The organism is Polaromonas sp. A23 (genome assembly GCF_002001015.1).
In the GTDB taxonomy this organism is placed as follows: domain Bacteria; phylum Pseudomonadota; class Gammaproteobacteria; order Burkholderiales; family Burkholderiaceae_C; genus Polaromonas.
Map to the genome: position 1 here is coordinate 24,578 of NZ_MUNO01000017.1, position 17,204 is coordinate 41,781.

General features: G+C 62.6%; 17 protein-coding genes. 10 read left to right on the forward strand and 7 right to left on the reverse strand.

Going from position 1 to position 17,204, the window contains the following annotated elements; translation table 11 throughout:
- Positions 1-631: 631 nt before the first annotated feature.
- Positions 632-1,561 carry a LysR family transcriptional regulator gene (locus tag B0B52_RS07590; RefSeq protein WP_077593027.1) on the reverse strand — a complete coding sequence of 310 codons (930 nt, stop codon included), beginning with the start codon at positions 1,559-1,561 and terminating at the stop codon, positions 632-634.
- A gap of 73 nt (positions 1,562-1,634) precedes the next feature.
- Between B0B52_RS07590 and B0B52_RS22110 the strand changes: the two genes are divergently transcribed.
- On the forward strand, positions 1,635-1,835 hold the full coding sequence (locus B0B52_RS22110) for a hypothetical protein (RefSeq protein ID WP_139351853.1): 201 nt from the start codon (positions 1,635-1,637) through the stop codon (positions 1,833-1,835).
- Here the strand turns inward: B0B52_RS22110 and B0B52_RS07595 are convergent.
- The gene (locus B0B52_RS07595; protein WP_174575478.1) at positions 1,813-2,115 is read right to left on the reverse strand and encodes a hypothetical protein; all 303 of its coding nucleotides are present in this window, start codon (positions 2,113-2,115) and stop codon (positions 1,813-1,815) included. The two genes, B0B52_RS22110 and B0B52_RS07595, sit on opposite strands and share 23 nt — an antisense overlap.
- Positions 2,116-2,347: 232 nt before the next feature.
- On the opposite strand from B0B52_RS07595, the gene B0B52_RS07600 reads away from it, so the two are divergent.
- The 8 genes from B0B52_RS07600 (at position 2,348) to B0B52_RS07635 (ending at position 10,964) form a co-directional block, all read left to right on the forward strand.
- Positions 2,348-3,115 (forward strand): SDR family NAD(P)-dependent oxidoreductase, encoded by a 768-nt coding sequence (locus B0B52_RS07600; RefSeq protein ID WP_077593028.1) that lies wholly within the window; start codon positions 2,348-2,350, stop codon positions 3,113-3,115.
- The gene (locus B0B52_RS07605; protein WP_077593029.1) at positions 3,112-4,125 is read left to right on the forward strand and encodes an NAD(P)-dependent oxidoreductase; all 1,014 of its coding nucleotides are present in this window, start codon (positions 3,112-3,114) and stop codon (positions 4,123-4,125) included. Before B0B52_RS07600 ends, B0B52_RS07605 begins: the two co-directional genes overlap by 4 nt.
- A gap of 88 nt (positions 4,126-4,213) precedes the next feature.
- Positions 4,214-5,191 carry an ABC transporter substrate-binding protein gene (locus B0B52_RS07610; RefSeq protein ID WP_077593030.1) on the forward strand — a complete coding sequence of 326 codons (978 nt, stop codon included), beginning with the start codon at positions 4,214-4,216 and terminating at the stop codon, positions 5,189-5,191.
- 133 nt (positions 5,192-5,324) lie between these two features.
- Positions 5,325-6,428, forward strand: coding sequence for a sugar ABC transporter substrate-binding protein (locus tag B0B52_RS07615; protein WP_077593031.1), 1,104 nt, complete (start codon positions 5,325-5,327; stop codon positions 6,426-6,428).
- 75 nt (positions 6,429-6,503) lie between these two features.
- Positions 6,504-8,039 (forward strand): sugar ABC transporter ATP-binding protein, encoded by a 1,536-nt coding sequence (locus B0B52_RS07620; RefSeq protein ID WP_077593253.1) that lies wholly within the window; start codon positions 6,504-6,506, stop codon positions 8,037-8,039.
- Positions 8,036-9,022, forward strand: coding sequence for an ABC transporter permease (locus tag B0B52_RS07625; protein ID WP_077593032.1), 987 nt, complete (start codon positions 8,036-8,038; stop codon positions 9,020-9,022). The genes B0B52_RS07620 and B0B52_RS07625 overlap by 4 nt, the downstream gene beginning before the upstream one ends.
- On the forward strand, positions 9,022-10,008 hold the full coding sequence (locus tag B0B52_RS07630; protein WP_077593033.1) for an ABC transporter permease: 987 nt from the start codon (positions 9,022-9,024) through the stop codon (positions 10,006-10,008). The genes B0B52_RS07625 and B0B52_RS07630 overlap by 1 nt, the downstream gene beginning before the upstream one ends.
- A 2-nt stretch (positions 10,009-10,010) precedes the next feature.
- A complete protein-coding gene (locus B0B52_RS07635) occupies positions 10,011-10,964 on the forward strand; it encodes an SMP-30/gluconolactonase/LRE family protein (protein ID WP_077593254.1) in 954 nt (317 codons plus the stop codon).
- Between the two features lie 98 nt (positions 10,965-11,062).
- On the opposite strand, the gene B0B52_RS07640 is transcribed toward B0B52_RS07635, so the two are convergent.
- From B0B52_RS07640 to B0B52_RS07655, 4 genes are all read right to left on the reverse strand, one after another.
- Positions 11,063-11,479, reverse strand: coding sequence for a cation:proton antiporter (locus B0B52_RS07640; RefSeq protein WP_139351854.1), 417 nt, complete (start codon positions 11,477-11,479; stop codon positions 11,063-11,065).
- Between the two features lie 97 nt (positions 11,480-11,576).
- Positions 11,577-12,854: a phospholipase A gene (locus tag B0B52_RS07645; protein ID WP_077593034.1), complete on the reverse strand. Its 1,278-nt coding sequence runs from the start codon at positions 12,852-12,854 to the stop codon at positions 11,577-11,579.
- Positions 12,776-13,216 (reverse strand): hypothetical protein, encoded by a 441-nt coding sequence (locus B0B52_RS07650; protein WP_139351855.1) that lies wholly within the window; start codon positions 13,214-13,216, stop codon positions 12,776-12,778. The genes B0B52_RS07645 and B0B52_RS07650 overlap by 79 nt, the downstream gene beginning before the upstream one ends.
- Positions 13,217-13,323: 107 nt before the next feature.
- Positions 13,324-15,468, reverse strand: coding sequence for an ATP-dependent helicase (locus B0B52_RS07655; RefSeq protein ID WP_077593035.1), 2,145 nt, complete (start codon positions 15,466-15,468; stop codon positions 13,324-13,326).
- Between the two features lie 164 nt (positions 15,469-15,632).
- Between B0B52_RS07655 and B0B52_RS07660 the strand changes: the two genes are divergently transcribed.
- Positions 15,633-16,586, forward strand: coding sequence for an AEC family transporter (locus B0B52_RS07660; RefSeq protein ID WP_077593036.1), 954 nt, complete (start codon positions 15,633-15,635; stop codon positions 16,584-16,586).
- Positions 16,587-16,714: 128 nt separating this feature from the next.
- Here the strand turns inward: B0B52_RS07660 and B0B52_RS07665 are convergent, their stop codons facing one another.
- Positions 16,715-16,993: a hypothetical protein gene (locus tag B0B52_RS07665; RefSeq protein WP_217349787.1), complete on the reverse strand. Its 279-nt coding sequence runs from the start codon at positions 16,991-16,993 to the stop codon at positions 16,715-16,717.
- Positions 16,994-17,204: the final 211 nt, after the last annotated feature.

Below are 17,204 nucleotides of genomic sequence, written 5' to 3' on the forward strand. Positions count from 1 at the left end.
GGAAAAATTCGACAGTAGCCCCGAGCAGTTGCTTCGGGCGGCGAAAGGTCCGGAGGCTCTGGTGTCCGCTTCCGGCCAGCAGCGCACATTCAACGCCGAGTAAAACGCAGCCAAGTTGGTCGGGTGGGAGGGGGTTCGATTGCCACAACCGATGATTGGTTTGGTGTACCCCAGCGTGTACCCCAAGAAGGTGGACGGCGGCTAGAGCAAGGATTCGTGCCGCTTAGAGCGGTTTTTTCGATTTCGCCCCAGGCTACCAATATTCCATGCGCCCCAGCGCCCTTTTTGGGTTCTGGGGCGTTTCTACAATCCAGGTGAGTTTTCTACAAAAACACCGGAGGCAGAGTGGAAATTCAGCTCGAAGCGTTTGGCACACTGAAACCCATTGCCTTCGCAAGTGGCTGAACTGCGGGGTAGCCAATGTCCGCGAGCATGACGGATAGCGATGGTTCCGCGGTTGGCAGGCGGCAAAGCATGCTGGCAGAGAGCTGTTTTCTCGCTTCGATCTCTTGCCGTCTGCGCGGGGCTTCACGCCTGATTACTGCGTTGGGCCGATCGGGGGCCTTGCGCCGGGTTGAAAGGGGTTCGTCACAGCGCTGAATCGCCTCCCACTTCGGCTTCGTTTCTAACGCTAAGTGGACTTTTTAACCTTCGTTGGCGTCTTCATGGGCCGCATGTTCCCAAACCTGGCGATGATATCCAGCACGCTGGCGACGGCCGAGCTGGGGGCCGGTGAATGTCGGTAGGCCACCGCCATTGGCCGCATCAGTTTGGGGTTCAGATGACGTATCTGCACGTGCGGAGATTGGTCCTGGTCATCTACTTCCTCCAGCGGCAAAATGGCTGCGCTTTGACTGGCCGTCGCCAGGCTTTTGAGCGCGCCGGGGTAGCTCATCGTCAGGTACGGTCGGGGGTTGTGCCCTGACTGGCCAAACCAGGATGCGATCAGGCCGTGCATCTGGGTGGCCGGCGCAAAAGTCGCCCACCGCCGGCCCGCCAGCCACTGGGGCGTGATCAGCTTCGGCGGCTTCCAGGAAGAGGGGAGCAAGGCCACCAGCGGGTCTTCGCGCCAGGGCACCAGATGTATCCCGGTGACGGTGGTTTGAGGACTTGCCACGATCCCAATGTCCAGCGTGCTGGCTTTCAGTCGCAGCATCGCATCGGATGAACCCACGGCTTCCAACTTCACTTCAACACCCGGGCTTTTTCGCGCCAGTGCCTCAAGCATCATTGGCAGCAGTCGCGTGCTGACACCTGCTGAAACCCCGATTCTCACCAAACCCTCACGTCCGCTGGCACGGCGGCGCACCAGTTCAATCATGTCGTCACTGGCCGCCAGCAATTTGCGCCCCTCCTGAACCAGGGCATCACCCATCGGCGTCAGCTCAGCGCGTCTTCTGCCGCGCACCACGAGAGAGGCTTGCAGGCGCATCTCCAGCTCCTTGATATGCAGGCTGACGGTGGGCGGCGCCAGATGCAGCGCCTGGGCCGCTGCGGCAAATGTGCCCAGATCCGCGATGGCGATGAGTGTCTGCAATTGGTCAAGGTTCAGGTTACGCATCAGAAATTCTGAAGTTAATCATCATTCAATTCAACTTTACAGATGATAGACCAGGCGCGAGCATTCGTCTGCCATGCCTCATAAAACCCAGCCCACCCATCCGGACCTCGATGCCATCGACTCAGCGCAACACCATCCGCCCGCAGCCATCTGGAGACGGTTGCTCTCCGGCGTATGGCATCTGCTTTGCAAATGGAGCGAAAGCATCGGGGCCACCATGGAGCGCGCCGAGAAGCGCATCATGGAGAACTTCAGGGTACCGCCCGGGGGATGAGGAGCGCCTGCGCGACGGCGGGGTCGTCGTAGTCCGTAATGATGTCGTCGCCCTCCCACTCGTGGATGCCGTCCAGACGGAAGCGGAAGCCTTCCTCCAGGAACAAGTCCCAGTTCACGCGTGTCTGCTTCACGTATTTACCGATGCCCGCGAGAGTCTCGTGGTCGTAGACCTTGCTGGCGTGGAACAGCAGGGCAATGCGCAGGATGGCGGGCAGCTTTGTCCGATCGAGCTGGTCCATGGTCGTGATTTTGGGCATGGAAGGCTGATCTCGGTACATCGCGCCAATTGCTGCAATGCAGAAACAAATTTCACAACCCCCGCTCGTCAATTTCGCAAACTACTGCGACGACGCACCGGCTAGCATCAATTTTTTTGGTTATTGCGATGCAGACATCTTCGAGGTTCCCTGTCGCGGGGCATCGCTAACTGAATATATATGGGAGGGTCGGCGCGCGAAGGTGCCGTTCACATTGTGCGCAACAGCTTCCAGGCAACCAACGAGGCACTCGATGACTGAGCGAACCCGCTATCCGAGTCTTAACGGCAGGAGCGTACTTATCTCCGGCGGTGCGACCGGGATCGGCGCGACCCTCGTGGGGTATTTCGCCTCGCAAGGGGCCAAGGTGGGGTTTCTCGATATCGACGTTGAGGGCGCGTCGGCTTTGCAAGCCAAGCTTGAGCATGAGGGAATGCGCGGCGTTCATTTCGAAGAGTGCGATGTCACGGACACCCCCCGGTTACGGACCGCAGTGGGTGCGCTTCGCCAGCGGATCGGCCCGATCCAGGTGCTGGTGAACAACGCGGCGAATGACCAGCGCCATCTCATTGAAGAGACAACGCCCGAGTCATGGGATAGCGGCGTGGCAGTGAATCTAAAGCACTACTTTTTCGCCGCGCAGGAGGTTTTCAAAGACATGAAAGCCCTGGGCGGAGGCTCCATCATCAATCTCGGCTCGGTCAGCTGGATGCTCAAGACCGGTGGGATGCCCGTGTATACAACGTGCAAGTCCGCGGTTCAAGGACTCACCAGAAGCCTTGCACGCGACTTCGGCCCCTTTCGCATTCGCGTCAACACGATTGTTCCGGGGTGGGTCATGACCGAAAAGCAGATCCGGCTATGGGTGACGCCACAAGCCAAGATCGAGCTGGCGAAGGCGCAGTGCCTGCCGGGTGATCTGCTGCCCGAGCACATTGCGCGCGCCGCGCTGTTTCTGGCCTCTGACGACAGCAACATGATCACAGCGCAGGACCTGGTTGTCGACGGTGGCTGGACATGACCCCCGATCCAGGTCTTTCAACCACTCCCGCGCTCATGCTGGTGACGGGTGCAACCGGCAAAGTCGGGCGACCATTCATTGACCGTCTGTTAAGTGATGTGCGTTACGACAGGTTCCGGGTTCGTGCGCTATGCCACAACCGGAAGTTGCCGCCTCATCCTCGAATCGAATGCGTACACGGCTCCATCCAGCATCGCGCCGACGTTCACCATGCGCTGGAGGGCGCAACGCATGTTCTCCACCTTGCGACCAGCAAGGAAACGCCGGACGACGTGATGGATGTGGCTGTCAAGGGCATGTTCTGGCTGCTCGAGGAATGCCGCACAAGCAAAACATTCCGCCAATTCCTGCTCGTGGGCGGAGACGCTTCAGTAGGTCACTTTTACTATCCGCGCAGCGCTCCTGTCGTCGAGAGCCAGCCGCACAGCGCCTATCCAGGGTGTTATGCGCTGTCCAAGGTGCTGGAGGAGGTGATGCTGCAGCAATACCAGATCCAGTACGGACTCAACAGCTGTTGCCTGCGTGCACCCTGGATCATGGAGAAAGATGACTTTCGCTACACCCTGTCCTTCGGTGACGATGTCTTCGGCGGGCCGCGATGGCATGAACTGGTGGGGGAATCAAAAGCCTGCGAATACGTGGCATCGGCAGCGGTTCCGGTCATGCTGGACCCGGAGGACAGGCCGGTGAGGCGCAATTTCGTGCACGTGGACGATCTGGTGGAAGCACTTCTGCTGGCGCTCGACGCGCCGCAAGTCCGCAACCAGCTGATGAACGTCTGCATGGACGAGCCCATTGACTACGGGGCACTGGGAGATTACCTGCAGCGCACGCGCGGCGTACCGCTGGTTCCTCTGCGGACGCCCTACCACTCGACATGGCTGGACAACAGCAAGGCGAAGTTCCTTTTGGGCTGGCGCCCCCGGTACGACATGGCGCGGCTCGTGGAGGCCGCATGGGCTTACCTACGCCCCGCCGATGAGCCCCGTGTTGTCTGGTACCCCGGATAGGAAAGCTGCTTCGTCCGCTGCAGCACCGGGCGAAGCTGAAAAATGAGTGCTGGCTCGCTTCGACGAAAACAACTTCAGGAGACACGACATGAAACCTCTTCAACGACGAACATTCGCGGCAGTTCTGGCTGGCGCCAGCCTCATGCTGGCGTGGAGCCCGTTCGCCCATGCCCAGGCCGCAGGCAAGAAGCTGGTGATCGGATTTGCCCAGACGGGCGCCGAGAGCGAGTGGCGCACAGCCAATACAGACTCTGTCAAGGCCGCCGCGAGCGCGGCCGGCTATGAGCTGAAGTTTTCCGACGCGCAGCAAAAGCAGGAGAACCAGATCAAGGCGATCCGCTCTTTCATTGCCCAGAAGGTGGACGTCATCATCCTCGCGCCGCTGGTCACGACGGGCTGGGATACCGTGCTGCGGGAGGCCAAGGCCGCCAAGATCCCTGTCATTCTGGAAAGCCGCAATGTGGTGGTGAAGGATGCCTCCACCTGGACCACCTTCGTGGGTTCGGACTTCGTTGAGGAAGGCCGGCGTGCGGCGCAGTGGCTGCTTGGACACACCAAGAACACCACCGGAGACGTGAACATCGTCGAACTGCAGGGCACTGTGGGGTCCGATCCCGCCATCGAACGCAAGAAGGGCTTCGAGGAAGTGCTCAAAAGTAACCCGCGCTACAAGATCATCCGCTCGCAGACCGCCGACTTCACCCGCGCCAAGGGCAAAGAGGTGATGGAGGCCTTCCTGAAAGCCGAGGGCAAGAAGATCAACGTGCTCTACGCGCACAACGACGACATGGCCATCGGCGCGATTCAGGCCATCGAGGAAGCCGGCCTGAAGCCGGCCAAGGATGTCCTCGTGATTGGCGTGGATGCGGTCAAGGGCGCTTTCGAGGCGATGATCGCCGGCAAGATGAATGTCAGCGTCGAGTGCAACCCCTTGCTCGGTCCCCAGCTTATGGAAGCGGCAGCCAAAGCCGCCTCGGGGCAAACGTTGCCACGCTGGATCAAGTCCATCGAAGGCGTGTTCCCGGCCGAAGTCGCAGCCAAGGAATTCCCAAACCGCAAGTATTAGCGATACGGGTTTTGACAGTTGTAGGACCGAAGAAGCGATTGGCCTGGGAGTCGCAGTTCACTACGATCAACCAGCGCGGTTTCGCAATCGCGCCAGTGCCGCCAGGCCGGCACTCCACAACCAGGAGACAGCAATGCATACGAGACGAGACATTCTTGCCGCAAGCGCCGGCGCAGCACTGGCGGGTATGGCGGGACCAGCGATGGCGCAGACCCATGAGCCCGCCTGCTTCAAGCCATTTTCCTCCAGCACGAAGACCATCCAGTATCCGGCCAAGAAGGGGCCCTACCGCATCGCCCTGGCCAACGGCTATGCCGGCAACAGCTGGCGCATCCAGATGATCAAGTCGCTGAAGGCCTATGCGGCGACGCCGGAGATGAAGCCGCACATCAAGGAGTTGAAGGTCGTGTCGACCGGCACGGACGTGGCCGCGCAGTTGGGCGCCATCGACAACTTCATCAACGCCGGCTTCGACGCCATCCTCACCATCGCGGTGTCGCCCACCTCGTTCAAACCGGTGATCAAGCGTGCCAAGGAGGCTGGCGTGGTGCTCATCCCGTTCGACAATGTGCTCGACACGGACGAGGTGATCCAGGTGAACGAGGACCAGTTGGAGATGGGCCGCCTCATGGGCCGCTGGCTGGAGAAGAACGGCGTCACCAATGGCAAGGTGCTGGAGATCCGCGGCTTGCCGGGCAACTCGGTGGACCGCGATCGCCATCTCGGTTTCCGCGAGATCATGGACAAGCACAAGCAGGTTCAGATCATTGAAGTGGTGGGCAACTGGGACGACGGCACCTCGCAGAAGGTGGCGGCCGACGCCATCGCCGTGCACGGCCGCTTCAATGGCATCTACACGCAGGCCGGCTCCAACGGCACCATCCGCGCGCTGATCGAGGCCAAGCACCCGTTCGTGCCCATTGGCGCGGAAGGGGAGAACGGCTTTCGCAAGATGGTCCACCAGCACCATAAGGACGGCCTCAAGGGCGCCTCGGCCGCGCAGTCACCCGGTCTGGTCTCGGTTGCGCTGAAGGCGGCCATTGCCGCACTGCAGGGCCACAAGCTGCCGCAGTACATCTCGGTACCTATCCCTTATGTGGAGTACCAGAACATGGCGCCCGGCAAAAACTTTTACCCGGATTTGCCCGACACCTTCTACGTGGCCAACGAGTTCCCGCCGTGCAACATCAACCTGACGGCGCCGGACATCATGAAGCAGAGCGAGGGAAATACCTGAGTTAGTCCTGGAGGTTTCAATGCCGGGCTCTGCGGCCGCGCCCGGCCTTTTTTCCTATTGGAGGTTTTTTCTTTCGTGACCCAGAAACCTTTGCTCGAACTCCAGGGCATCACCAAGCACTACGGTGGCGTGTGTGCGCTTGACGGCGCGGACTTCTCCTGCGCGGCAGGCGAAATCCACGCCGTCCTGGGTGAGAACGGCGCCGGCAAGTCGACCCTGATCAAAATCATCGCCGGCGTTGTCCAGCCCGATGCGGGCCGCATTTTGCTGGACGGCAAGGAGCTGCGGCTGGACTCTCCCAACGCCGCGCGCGACCGCGGCATCGTCTGCGTGTTCCAGGAGCTGTCGCTGGTTCCGGACCTGTCCGTGTGCGACAACATCTTCCTGTCCAGGCCCCCGATGAAGTACGGCCTGATCGACGCCAGGGCTCAGCAGGAGCGCGCGGCCGAGCTGCTGTTTCTGCTGGGCTGCGCCGACATCCATCCCATGGACCGCGTGCGCGACCTGCCGCTATCCCGCCGGCAGGTCGTTGAGCTCGCCAAGGCGCTCGGCGCGCGGCCGCGCCTGCTCATTCTGGACGAGGCGACCTCCGCTCTCAGCAGCGAAGACGTGGAGCGCCTGTACCGCCTGCTCTTCGGCCTTCGGGACCAGGGCGTCGCGGCCCTGTTCATCTCGCATCGCATGCACGAGGTCAAGACGCTGGCGGACACCTGTTCGGTCTTTCGCAGCGGCCGCCGCGTCGATACTTTCGTCAGCGGCACCCGGTCCGACGCCGAAGTGGTCCAGCTCATGATCGGACGTGACGTCGCCAAGGCCTATCCGCCCAAGACCGGGCCGGCCCCGGATGCGCCGCCGGCTGTCACCGTCAAGTCCCTGAGCTGGGATTCCGACCTGCGGGACATCTCGCTGGAAATCAGGCAGGGTGAGATCGTTGGCCTCGGCGGCCTGGACGGGCAAGGCCAGCGAGAGCTGCTGCTGGCGCTCTTCGGCGTACTCAGAGGCGTGCACGGCGGGGTAGAGGTCTTCGGCCAGCAGGTTGCCGGCCTGGCGCCCCACATATGCAAACAATCCGGGTTGGGAATTGCCCTCATCCCCGAGGATCGCAAGACCGAAGGGCTGGTCTTGCCGATGAGTATTCGCGAAAACGCGAGTCTCGCCCATCTGGAGGCGCTCGGTCGCTACGGCCTGCTCAGCGGGGTGGCCGAGAAGACAGTCGTGGCGCAGATGGTGGACAAGCTGCGTATCAAGCTCGGTTCCGTGGAAGACCCGGTGCAGACCTTGTCCGGCGGGAACCAGCAGAAGGTGGTGATCGCCAAATGGCTGATGACCCAGCCGCGCGTGCTTTTGCTGAACGATCCCACGCGCGGCATCGACGTGGCTACCAAGCAGGAGATCTATGTCCTGCTGCGTCAGCTGGCTGCCCAGGGGGTGGCCATCCTGCTCTACTCCACCGACTACGAAGAATTGATTGGCCTGGCGGACCGCGTTCTGATCATGTACGAGGGACGAATAGCGCGCACGCTCGCCGGGGACGAGATTACCGAGCAGGAGATCGTGGCTTCGTCCCTCAACGTCTCGCTCGTGTCGCCCGAACCGGAGGCCATCGCATGAACAGTCGGGAAGAATGGCTGCGGGGGCTGCGCCGTAACAGCGGCCCGCTAGGGGCTCTGGTGGTGTTCGTCCTGATGTTCTCGCTGTACCTGCTGGAGCACCCGCGCTCGATATCGGTGGGCATTGTCACCACGGCTTCGAACAAGGCTGCGCTGTTGGCCATCGTCGCGATGGCCCAGACGCTGCCTGTCATCACGCGCGGCCTGGATCTGTCGGTCGGGATGGTGATGGTGCTCACCAGCTGCCTGGCCTCGGTCGTTGTGAACGGCGCGCCCTGGCAGGTGGCGCTCGGGGTGGTGCTGGTGCTGGTAGCCGGCGCGGCGGCCGGTGCCCTGAACGGCGCGATCATCGTGTTCGGGCGCCTGCAGCCGATCATCGTCACGCTTGCCACGGGCGCGGTGTTCTTCGGTCTGGCCTTGCTGCTGCGTCCCTCGCCCGGCGGGGAGGTCAGCGAAGGGCTGTCGGACGCGCTGACCGGCCGCCTATTCGGCACGGTTCCCACAACGCTGGTGCTGCTGGTCGCGGTGATTTTGCTGGGCTGGATGCCGTTCAGACGCACGGTCATCGGCCGGTCCTGCTATGCGGTCGGCTCGTCCGAGCAGGCGGCCTTTCTCTCGGGTGTTCCGTTACAGCGGGCCAAGTTCATCGCCTACACCGCTGCGGGGCTGCTTTCCGGGCTGGCCGGACTGCTGCTGTCGCTGATCTCCCTGTCGGGCGAGGCCAGCTCGCCGCAGGCGGGCCTGTACACCCTCAACTCGATCGCAGCCGTGGTGATTGGCGGAACCTCGCTCTACGGCGGCACGGGCGGCATGGTGGGATCGGTGATAGGTGCCTTTGTGCTGCGCACCATCGGCGACCTGCTGTTCGTGTTCGATGCGCCGGCGCTGTGGCAGCCGCTGTTCGAAGGACTCATCCTGCTGGGCGCAGTGTGCATCGGCGCGCTGCACGTGCTCCGCCTGCGAAACCGCCTGGACCTGTTCTGATGATCAGCCTCTCTGTCGATACCCCGCGCCCCGCTGCCTCCGCCAGGAACCTGCTCCAGCGACTGCTGTTGAGCCCGCCGGCCATGGTGGCCTTGTGTTCGCTGGCCCTCTTGCTGGCCGCCAGCGCCGTCAACAGCAATTTTCTGATGCCAGGCTACCTGCTGCTGCAGCTGCAGATCGCCGCATTCCTCGGCATCGCCGCTGCCGGACTCATGGCCGTCATCCTGTTGGGCCACATCGACCTGTCGGTGCCCTGGACCATCACCACGGGGGCGATGATGGCCGCGGCCGCCGGCGCTACCTACGGCGCCGGCTGGGCGATCCCCGCGGGCATCGCCTGCGGCGCGCTGATCGGCCTGGTCAATGGGTTGGGGGTGGCGATCCTGCGCATTCCTTCGATGATCTTCACACTGGGCGCAAACGCCGTGCTGCAGGGCCTGATGGTCCTGTATTCCGGCGGCCATGCACCGGTGCACGGAGCCACTGAGCTGATGCGTGCTCTGGGCGTGGGCAAGACGATGGGCGTGCCCAATGCCTTGTGGACCTGGGTGGCGGTGTCCTTGCTGTTCTACCTGGTGCTGACACGCACTGCCTTCGGCCGCTACGTGTACGCCATCGGCAACACCGAGCGTGCTGCGTACCTGTCCGGCGTGCGCACCGGCAAGGTGATCGTGCTGTGTTTTGTCGCCTGCGGCGCGCTGGCGGCGCTCGCCGGCATCCTGCTCGCCGGTTACTCGGCCAACGCTTACCAGGCCATGGGCGATCCCTACGTGCTGCCCGCGATCGCCGCGGTCGTGCTGGGCGGCACCAACATCCTGGGCGGCCGCGGCAGCTACCTGGGCACCGTCATGGGCGTCGTGTTCATCGTGCTGCTGCAAAGCGTGCTCGCGGTGCTGCAGATGCCCGAGGCGGGCCGCCAGATCATCTACGGCGCGTTGATCCTGTGCATGCTGCTGCTTTACGGCCGCTCGGCCAGGGTGAGGTGACCGTGGCCGAACGCTACGGCATCCGGGGCGACTTCCTGCTGCACGATGCGCGCTTTCGCGACCTGGTTCCGTCGAATGGCTTCGTGGAGAAGCTGTTTACCGGCACGCGCTGGGCGGAGGGTCCTGTGTATTTCCCGGCCGGTGACTTCCTGCTGTTCAGCGACATCCCGAACAACCGCATCCTGCGGTGGGTGCCCGACGGCGCGGGCGCGGGCAGCGTGGTGGAGTTTCGCAGGCCGTCCAACTTCGCCAACGGCCATACGCGCGACGGCGAAGGCCGCCTCGTCAGCTGCGAGCATGGCACGCGCTGCGTCAACCGCACCGAGCTCGATGGCAGGCGCACCGTGATCGCAAGCGCCTTTGAAGGCAAGCGGCTGAACTCGCCCAACGACGCCGTTGTCGCGCCCGATGGCGCCGTGTGGTTTTCCGATCCGACCTACGGGATCCTGTCCGACTACGAGGGTTACGCGGCCGAGCCCGAGTACGGTGGCCGCTACGTGTTCCGGGTCGACCCTGGGACCGGGCAGGTGGAAGCCGCCGCCACGGACTTCGTGCAGCCCAACGGTTTGGCGTTTTCTCCGGACGGCACGCGGCTGTATGTGGCGGATTCGGGCGCGTCGCACGATCCGCAGGGGCCCAGGCACATCAGAACGTTTGAAGTGACGACTGGCGGCCGGCTGCGAGGTGGCGAAGTCTTCGCCACCGTGGATGTGGGGATACCGGACGGCCTGCGCGTGGACCTGCATGGCAATGTGTGGACCAGCGCCGGCGACGGTGTGCAATGCTTCTCACCGCAAGGGAATTTGCTCGGCCGGATCCTCATCCCGGAGCCGGTGGCCAATCTGGAGTTCGGCGGGCCCCGAGGTAACCGCCTCTTCATCACCGCCACGACGTCGCTGTACGCCTGCTTCCTCGCAACGTCTGGTGTCTGGGCACGCAGCTTACGAGTCGCCTAACTTAATCTGCTATAAATAGGATAGCGAACTATCCTCATACCTAAAGGGGAAGGCGACACTTTTCTTTGAAGTTCTTGATGAAAGGGTCGAAAACGGGCTCAATCTGCGGGCTTGCGGTCACCGGTTTTGCGCCGCTCGTAAGTCCGCATCAACGGTGTGACGGACACCCCGTGCGCCAGCACGGACGCCACCACCACGGCCAGCGTGATCGACAAAAGCCGGTTGGCCAGCACCGGTTCCAGCTCGTGGGTGATGGCGTACATCAGGTAGTAGATGGAGCCGATGCCGCGTATGCCGAACCAGGCGATCAGGCGGCGTTGCAGTGGCGCCACCGGCGTGCCCAAGAGGCCCAGATAAACCGCCAGTGGCCGGATGACGAGAAACAGCACCGCAATGAACCAGACCGCTTCGCTGCGAAACTCGACGACGGCCAGCAGGGCGCCGACCGTCAGTACAACGCAGACCTCGGCAAAGTGTTCAAGCTGCGCATTGAGGCGCTGCACGGCCTGCATCATGTGCGCCGGGGCGCCCCTGTTCGTCTGCGAGGCGACGCCCCGAATGCCTGTCAGCCGTCTGCCAGCGGGCGGCGGCTTTTACCGCTTTTACTCGCCTCTACCAGCCCACCAGGCTCAGACCCACGCTAAGTACATTGCGCTTGCGGTTGTAATCGATCAGGCTGTCACCGTAGCCGCTGAACAGCTGAACGTGGTAACGCAGGCTGGCACTGTCCGCAATTGAGGTCGACGCCTTCATCCACTCAAGCTTGGCTGAGCCGCGGGCATCGGAGCGCAGCGAGTGGCGCAAAGTCAGGCCCAGGCTGTGGGTCCGGTTGATTTGCCAGAGGCCGGCCAGCTCGGCTCGGCCGATGTAGTTGGCAATGTCCGGGTTGTCGTCGTTGCCCGACGACTCGTGCAGCCGCTGCCAGACCCGCGCTTGCACTTCCAGCCTGCCTTCGCCACTCAGCTCTTTTTCAGCTGCTCCCATCAGGTACACGCGGTTCCAGCTGCGCGACAGGGGCAGGCTCTGCCCGTTGGACTGGTGGACCAGGCCCAGGCCGCTCAGGCGGTATTTCCAGCCGCCGGCCAGGTCGATCCGGTGCGGGTAGATGTACACCACTTCGGGCTCATGGTCGGTGGTGCGAAACGGACGCGAAACCCCGCTGTTGAAGAGCTGCCAGTAGCTTTGCTGGGTGTAGCCGATCCAGACCGAGTCGCTGCCGTCTTCGTCATCATTGCCCGAGGCAAACAGGCCCTTGGCAACTTTGGTGCGCACCGACAGCTGCAGCTTGGTTTCATTGCGTTTGTAGTTGAACGGTGTAGTGACTGTGTGCCCGACCGACGGTGAAGACGGCGTGTTGTTCACGCTGTCCGAGCCCGTCCACATCAGGCTGATGGGGCGGTAGGCGCGCAGGCCGAAGGTGTCGCAATCGGTGCCGCGCTGCAGCTCCCAGAAGCGGGACAGCTCGGAATAGCTGGTGTTGCGGCAGCCTACCTTCTTGCCGTCGGGGGCTTCGGTGGCCATCGCCGGCAGCAGCAGCACCTGGGCCGCCGGCAGCCCGGTATCAGGGTTAGCCGGTGCGGTGGTCAGGCTCGCTGGCGGGGTGTCGGCAGCTTGTTGCGAAGCGGCCCAGCTCCTGAAGCAGGCCAGCTGCGCGCTTGCATCTGCCCCCAGCGCCTGGCAAGCCTGCCAGCCGAGCCGGTTGCTGCGATCCGGCAACACCGGTGCAGCGTTGCCCGTCTGGGCCTGGGCCAGGCCGGAGACCAACAGTCCTGCGCACAACAGGGGCGTGGCAAGATTTTTCAGCGTGCTGCCTACCACCCCGAAACCTTTTCCATCGTGAAGGGAATATCCGGCGCGTTGGCCGGCGCGCTGCTGCTTACGTCTTTCCATGTACCCACCACTTTTTTTCCGCATGATCCTTCTACCATTTCACCATTCCAGGTGCCTGTGATGCTGACGCCATTGGACGATTCGTCCAGGGTCAGGAAGCCCTCCTCGAGGTCGCCCGCCAGTTGCGCTCTGGACGCATGCCCGGCTCGGGACGCTGCGTTGCCGGTGGCCGGCCCAAGGTCGCGGCTGACATGACCCGCCACGCTGTCGCTGAATTCAGCATGCCGTTCGATCAGCATTCTTGCATCGGCAGGTAAACCCTGGGGCGCGGGCTGGAACCTGACTCGCCAAAGCCCGTGGATCTGGGTGGGCTTGAGCTGCTTGGCAGGTGTGCATGCAGCACTGCCTGATGGCGATGGCATAGCGCTGTTTTGGGCTTCAGCCCATAAGGGCAGGGCGCAGACAGCTATAAAAAACAGAGCAGATTTGAAGGTCGGTGCGTGAGTCATGGCATGAGCAATTGATTTGTTCAGACAACGTTCCGGGCGATCTCCGCTTCGCTGTTGGCTTGCGCCGTGTCAGCGGCGCGCTTGGCAAACTCGGCGCGCAGCGCCTTGATTTTCTCGCGCGGATCTTCCTTCACGGTGGTTTTGTCCAGCCCCATTTCGGCGATGAAGCGGCTTGGAACGCCGGCGACGGTGTCCCGGCCTTTTTTGCGCCGGCGCAGCCAGTTCACGGCCAAGGTGCGTTGTGCCCGCGTGATGCCCACATACATCAGGCGACGCTCTTCCTCCAGCCGCTGCGTGATGCTTTCCTCGCTGTTGCTGCCGCTCTCGTCACCGTTTTTGTCTTCCAGCTTGAAAGGCAGTGAGCCTTCGTTGCACCCGGCCAGCACCACGTGCGGCCACTCCAGCCCCTTGGCCGCATGCAGTGTGGACAGCGTCACCACGTTCTGGTCGCCTTCGCGCTCGCTGATGGTCGACAGCAGGGCAATTGTCTGTACCACTTCCAGCATGGTTTTGGTTTCGGCGGCAACCACGGCACCGGAGGTGTCGTCAATCTGCCCGCCGCAGCGCTGAGCCATCCAGTCGCAAAAATCGATCACGTTGGTCCAGCGTGCAGCGGCAATTTTCTCGCTTTCCTCGCCGTCGTACAGGTGTTTTTCGTAACCAATGTCCTTGAGCCAGTCGGTCAGAAAGGTGCGCGCTGCTTCTGCGCCCACGGTGTGGCGTGCGCGGTATTCCAGGTCGTTGAGGTAACGGCCAAACTCGTGCAGCGAAGCCACCGCCTTGGCGGGCAGCACAGAACCCAGGGAGTTGCTGAACAGCGCTTCAAACAGGCTGAGCTTGTACTGGCTGGCAAAGGTGCCCAGCGCGCCCAGCGTGGTGTGGCCAATGCCCCGTTTTGGCGTGGTGACGGCGCGCATGAAGGCCGGGTCGTCATTGTTGTTGGCCAGCAGGCGCAGCCAGCAGCACAGGTCCTTGATCTCGGCGCGGTCGAAAAAACTTTGCCCGCCGGAAACCTTGTAGGGGATGTTGGCCTTGCGGAAGGCCTTCTCGAAAGGTTTGGCCATGTGGTTGGCCCGGTACAGAACGCAGAAGTCTTTCCACTCCTTGTGCTGGCTGCCCTCGGCCTGCAACGTGCCTTCGGCCCGCAAGCTCTGGATGCGCGCCACCACGCGTTCGGCTTCATGTTCCTCGCTGTCGCAATCGACCACACGCACTGGTTCGCCTTCGCCGAGTTCGCTGAACAGTGTTTTGGGGAAAAGCTTGGGGTTGGGCGCGATCACGTTGTTCGCTGCGCGCAGGATGGCGCTGGTCGAACGGTAGTTCTGCTCCAGCTTCACGACCTTCAGGTTGGGGTAGTCCAGCGGCAGCTTCTTCAGGTTGTCCAGCGTTGCGCCGCGCCAGCCGTAAATGGACTGGTCATCGTCACCCACAGCGGTGAAGCGCGCGCGGCTGCCGACCAGCAGCTTGAGCATTTCATATTGTGTGGCATTGGTGTCCTGGTATTCGTCGACCAGTACGTGGCCCAGGGCCTGCTGCCATTTCCCGCGCACCGACTCATGCGCCTGCAACAGCTTGAGCGGCAGGCCGATCAGGTCGTCGAAGTCCACGCTCTGGTAGGCGCTCAGTCGTTCTTCATAGCGGCTCATGATGCGGGCAATGACGCGCTCTTCATCGTTGCCGGCCTGGGCCTCGGCCTGGGCGGCGTTGAGCCCGCTATTTTTCCACGCGCTGATGGTCCATTGCCACTGCCGCGCAGTGGCGGCGTCCGTGGTGCCACCAGCGTCCTTCAGGATGCTGGTCACGTCATCACTGTCCAGGATGGAAAACTGTTTTTTCAGCCCCAGTGCTTCGCCATCCTGGCGCAGCATGCGCACGCCCAGCGCGTGGAAGGTGCAGATCAGCACCCCCTTGGCGGCTTTTCCCACCAGCGACTTGGCCCGCTCGCGCATTTCGGCCGCTGCCTTGTTGGTGAAGGTGATGGCCGCAATCTGCTCGGGCTTGAGGCCTGACTGGATCAATCGGCCTATCTTGTGCGTGATCACCCGCGTCTTGCCGGAACCGGCGCCCGCCAGCACCAGGCAGGGGCCGTGCATGTAGTTGACAGCTTCCTGTTGCGCGAGATTGAGGCCGTGGGCGGGAGGGGCAGAAGGCGGTGTGGACGACATGCGTGAGGAGGCAGGCAGGGAGCAGGCGGATAAGACAGGTAAGGCGAGTAAGGCGGTAGCGCTGATGGCAGCCCCAACGGCTGGCAGGGCTGGAAAAAGTGGACGGAAGCGGGCCATCATAGCCAGTCAGCCGCCTGCAACCTTCGCGGGAGACAATACGTTTTGTGCTAAGCGTCCTCCTCGTCACCTTTCCTTTCTTCGCGCTCGTGCTCTGCGGTTACCTGGCCGCGCGGCGCGGCCTGTTGCCGCAGGTCGCGATTCCAGGGCTCAATACCTTCGTGCTGTATTTCGCGCTGCCCTGCATGTTGTACCGTTTTGGCGCCAACACGCCGGTGGCGCAGCTGCTCGACGGCAGCCTGGTGGCGGTGTACCTGCTGTGCGCGCTGATCATGGTGGCCTTCACGGTGGCTGTGACACGCAGCCAGCGCATCGGCTGGAACGACGCGTCCTTCGGCGCGCTGGTCGCGGCTTTTCCGAACACCGGCTTCATGGGGGTGCCGCTGCTGGTGGCGCTGCTCGGTGCGCAGGCGGCCGGCCCGGCCATCGTGACCATTGTGGTGGACCTGCTGGTGACGAGCTCGCTGTGTATCGCCCTGTCGCGGCTGGACTCGGCCGACATTCACGGGGCGGAGGTGGCCGCCACAAAAGCGCTCAAGGGTGTGGCGCTCAACCCCATGCCCTGGGCCATTGTGCTGGGCGCCTTGTCTTCCGGCCTGGGGCTTGCGCTGCCTGCGCCGGTCATGCAGACGGTGGCCCTGCTGGCCGACGCAGCCTCACCGGTTGCCCTGTTCACCATAGGCGCGGTGCTGGCGCGCTCGCAGATGAACAGCGTCGAAACGATTCCCCTGAAAGACTACGTGCTGGTCGCACTGATCAAGCTGGTGCTGCACCCGCTGCTGGTGGGCTTGATGGGGCTGGGCGCGATCCAGCTCGGTGTGCCGCTGGAGCCTTTTGCGCTGACAGTGATCGTGCTGGTGGCGGCTCTGCCGAGTGCCAGCAATGTCTCGCTGTTGGCGGAACGTTTTGGCGCCAACAATGGGCGCATCGCCCGGATTATTTTGCTGTCCACCGTGCTGGCGTTTTTCAGTTTTTCCGCAGCGGTGGCCCTGCTGACGTGAGCTTCCGGAGTTTGGGGTTTGTAGCAGGCCCTTGTCGCTTTCCCATTGATCCCTTTCCGTAGGTGAAAGTGTCAACTAAATCGAGACAAGCTCCGGGTCCGCGCCGATTGACATGTTATCTGCCATTCTCATTTCGGCTGCGTGCAACGAAGACTGACCTTGGCAAGATGATCGTTTGCAAAGGAGAGCGTGGTGTGCGGATCGGAGTGCTGCGGGCATAGGGCCTCACTCTGGGCCTCGCTCGCGGCCCATTCGTTTGCAGCCAACAGGCAGGTGCGGTGCTCCTCCGACACAGCCGATCCGTGGACCCAACCGGTCGAGCAGACTTTTGGTAGAGAAGCAAGAACTTGCAGGGAAGACAGTTCCAGAATTTGAGCCTTCTTGGCGCCGATGCCAAAAGCGCCCACGCTCCCCTCAGTGACCTCAATTTCCTTCAGAGTGTCACCAGGCCATGGACTCGAATACAGAAAAACTAGGCCAGCGCCCAGAACAACGGCCACGGCACCTACGCTCAAGCGGGCAATGCTGCACATGGGCGATAACGTGAAGATGACCGGACCACCAACATAAGCGGCGGAGCCGCCTCCTGCTGTTGTGGGTACGCGTCGATTGACATGT

Bases quoted from the DNA above. Each gene is read 5' to 3' on its own strand.
- B0B52_RS07590 (WP_077593027.1), bottom strand. From the start codon at position 1,561: ATGCGTAACCTGAACCTTGACCAATTGCAGACACTCATCGCCATCGCG.
- B0B52_RS22110 (WP_139351853.1), top strand. From the start codon at position 1,635: ATGCCTCATAAAACCCAGCCCACCCATCCGGACCTCGATGCCATCGAC.
- B0B52_RS07595 (WP_174575478.1), bottom strand. From the start codon at position 2,115: ATGTACCGAGATCAGCCTTCCATGCCCAAAATCACGACCATGGACCAG.
- B0B52_RS07600 (WP_077593028.1), top strand. From the start codon at position 2,348: ATGACTGAGCGAACCCGCTATCCGAGTCTTAACGGCAGGAGCGTACTT.
- B0B52_RS07605 (WP_077593029.1), top strand. From the start codon at position 3,112: ATGACCCCCGATCCAGGTCTTTCAACCACTCCCGCGCTCATGCTGGTG.
- B0B52_RS07610 (WP_077593030.1), top strand. From the start codon at position 4,214: ATGAAACCTCTTCAACGACGAACATTCGCGGCAGTTCTGGCTGGCGCC.
- B0B52_RS07615 (WP_077593031.1), top strand. From the start codon at position 5,325: ATGCATACGAGACGAGACATTCTTGCCGCAAGCGCCGGCGCAGCACTG.
- B0B52_RS07625 (WP_077593032.1), top strand. From the start codon at position 8,036: ATGAACAGTCGGGAAGAATGGCTGCGGGGGCTGCGCCGTAACAGCGGC.
- B0B52_RS07630 (WP_077593033.1), top strand. From the start codon at position 9,022: ATGATCAGCCTCTCTGTCGATACCCCGCGCCCCGCTGCCTCCGCCAGG.
- B0B52_RS07640 (WP_139351854.1), bottom strand. From the start codon at position 11,479: ATGATGCAGGCCGTGCAGCGCCTCAATGCGCAGCTTGAACACTTTGCC.
- B0B52_RS07645 (WP_077593034.1), bottom strand. From the start codon at position 12,854: ATGGAAAGACGTAAGCAGCAGCGCGCCGGCCAACGCGCCGGATATTCC.
- B0B52_RS07650 (WP_139351855.1), bottom strand. From the start codon at position 13,216: ATGCCATCGCCATCAGGCAGTGCTGCATGCACACCTGCCAAGCAGCTC.
- B0B52_RS07655 (WP_077593035.1), bottom strand. From the start codon at position 15,468: ATGTCGTCCACACCGCCTTCTGCCCCTCCCGCCCACGGCCTCAATCTC.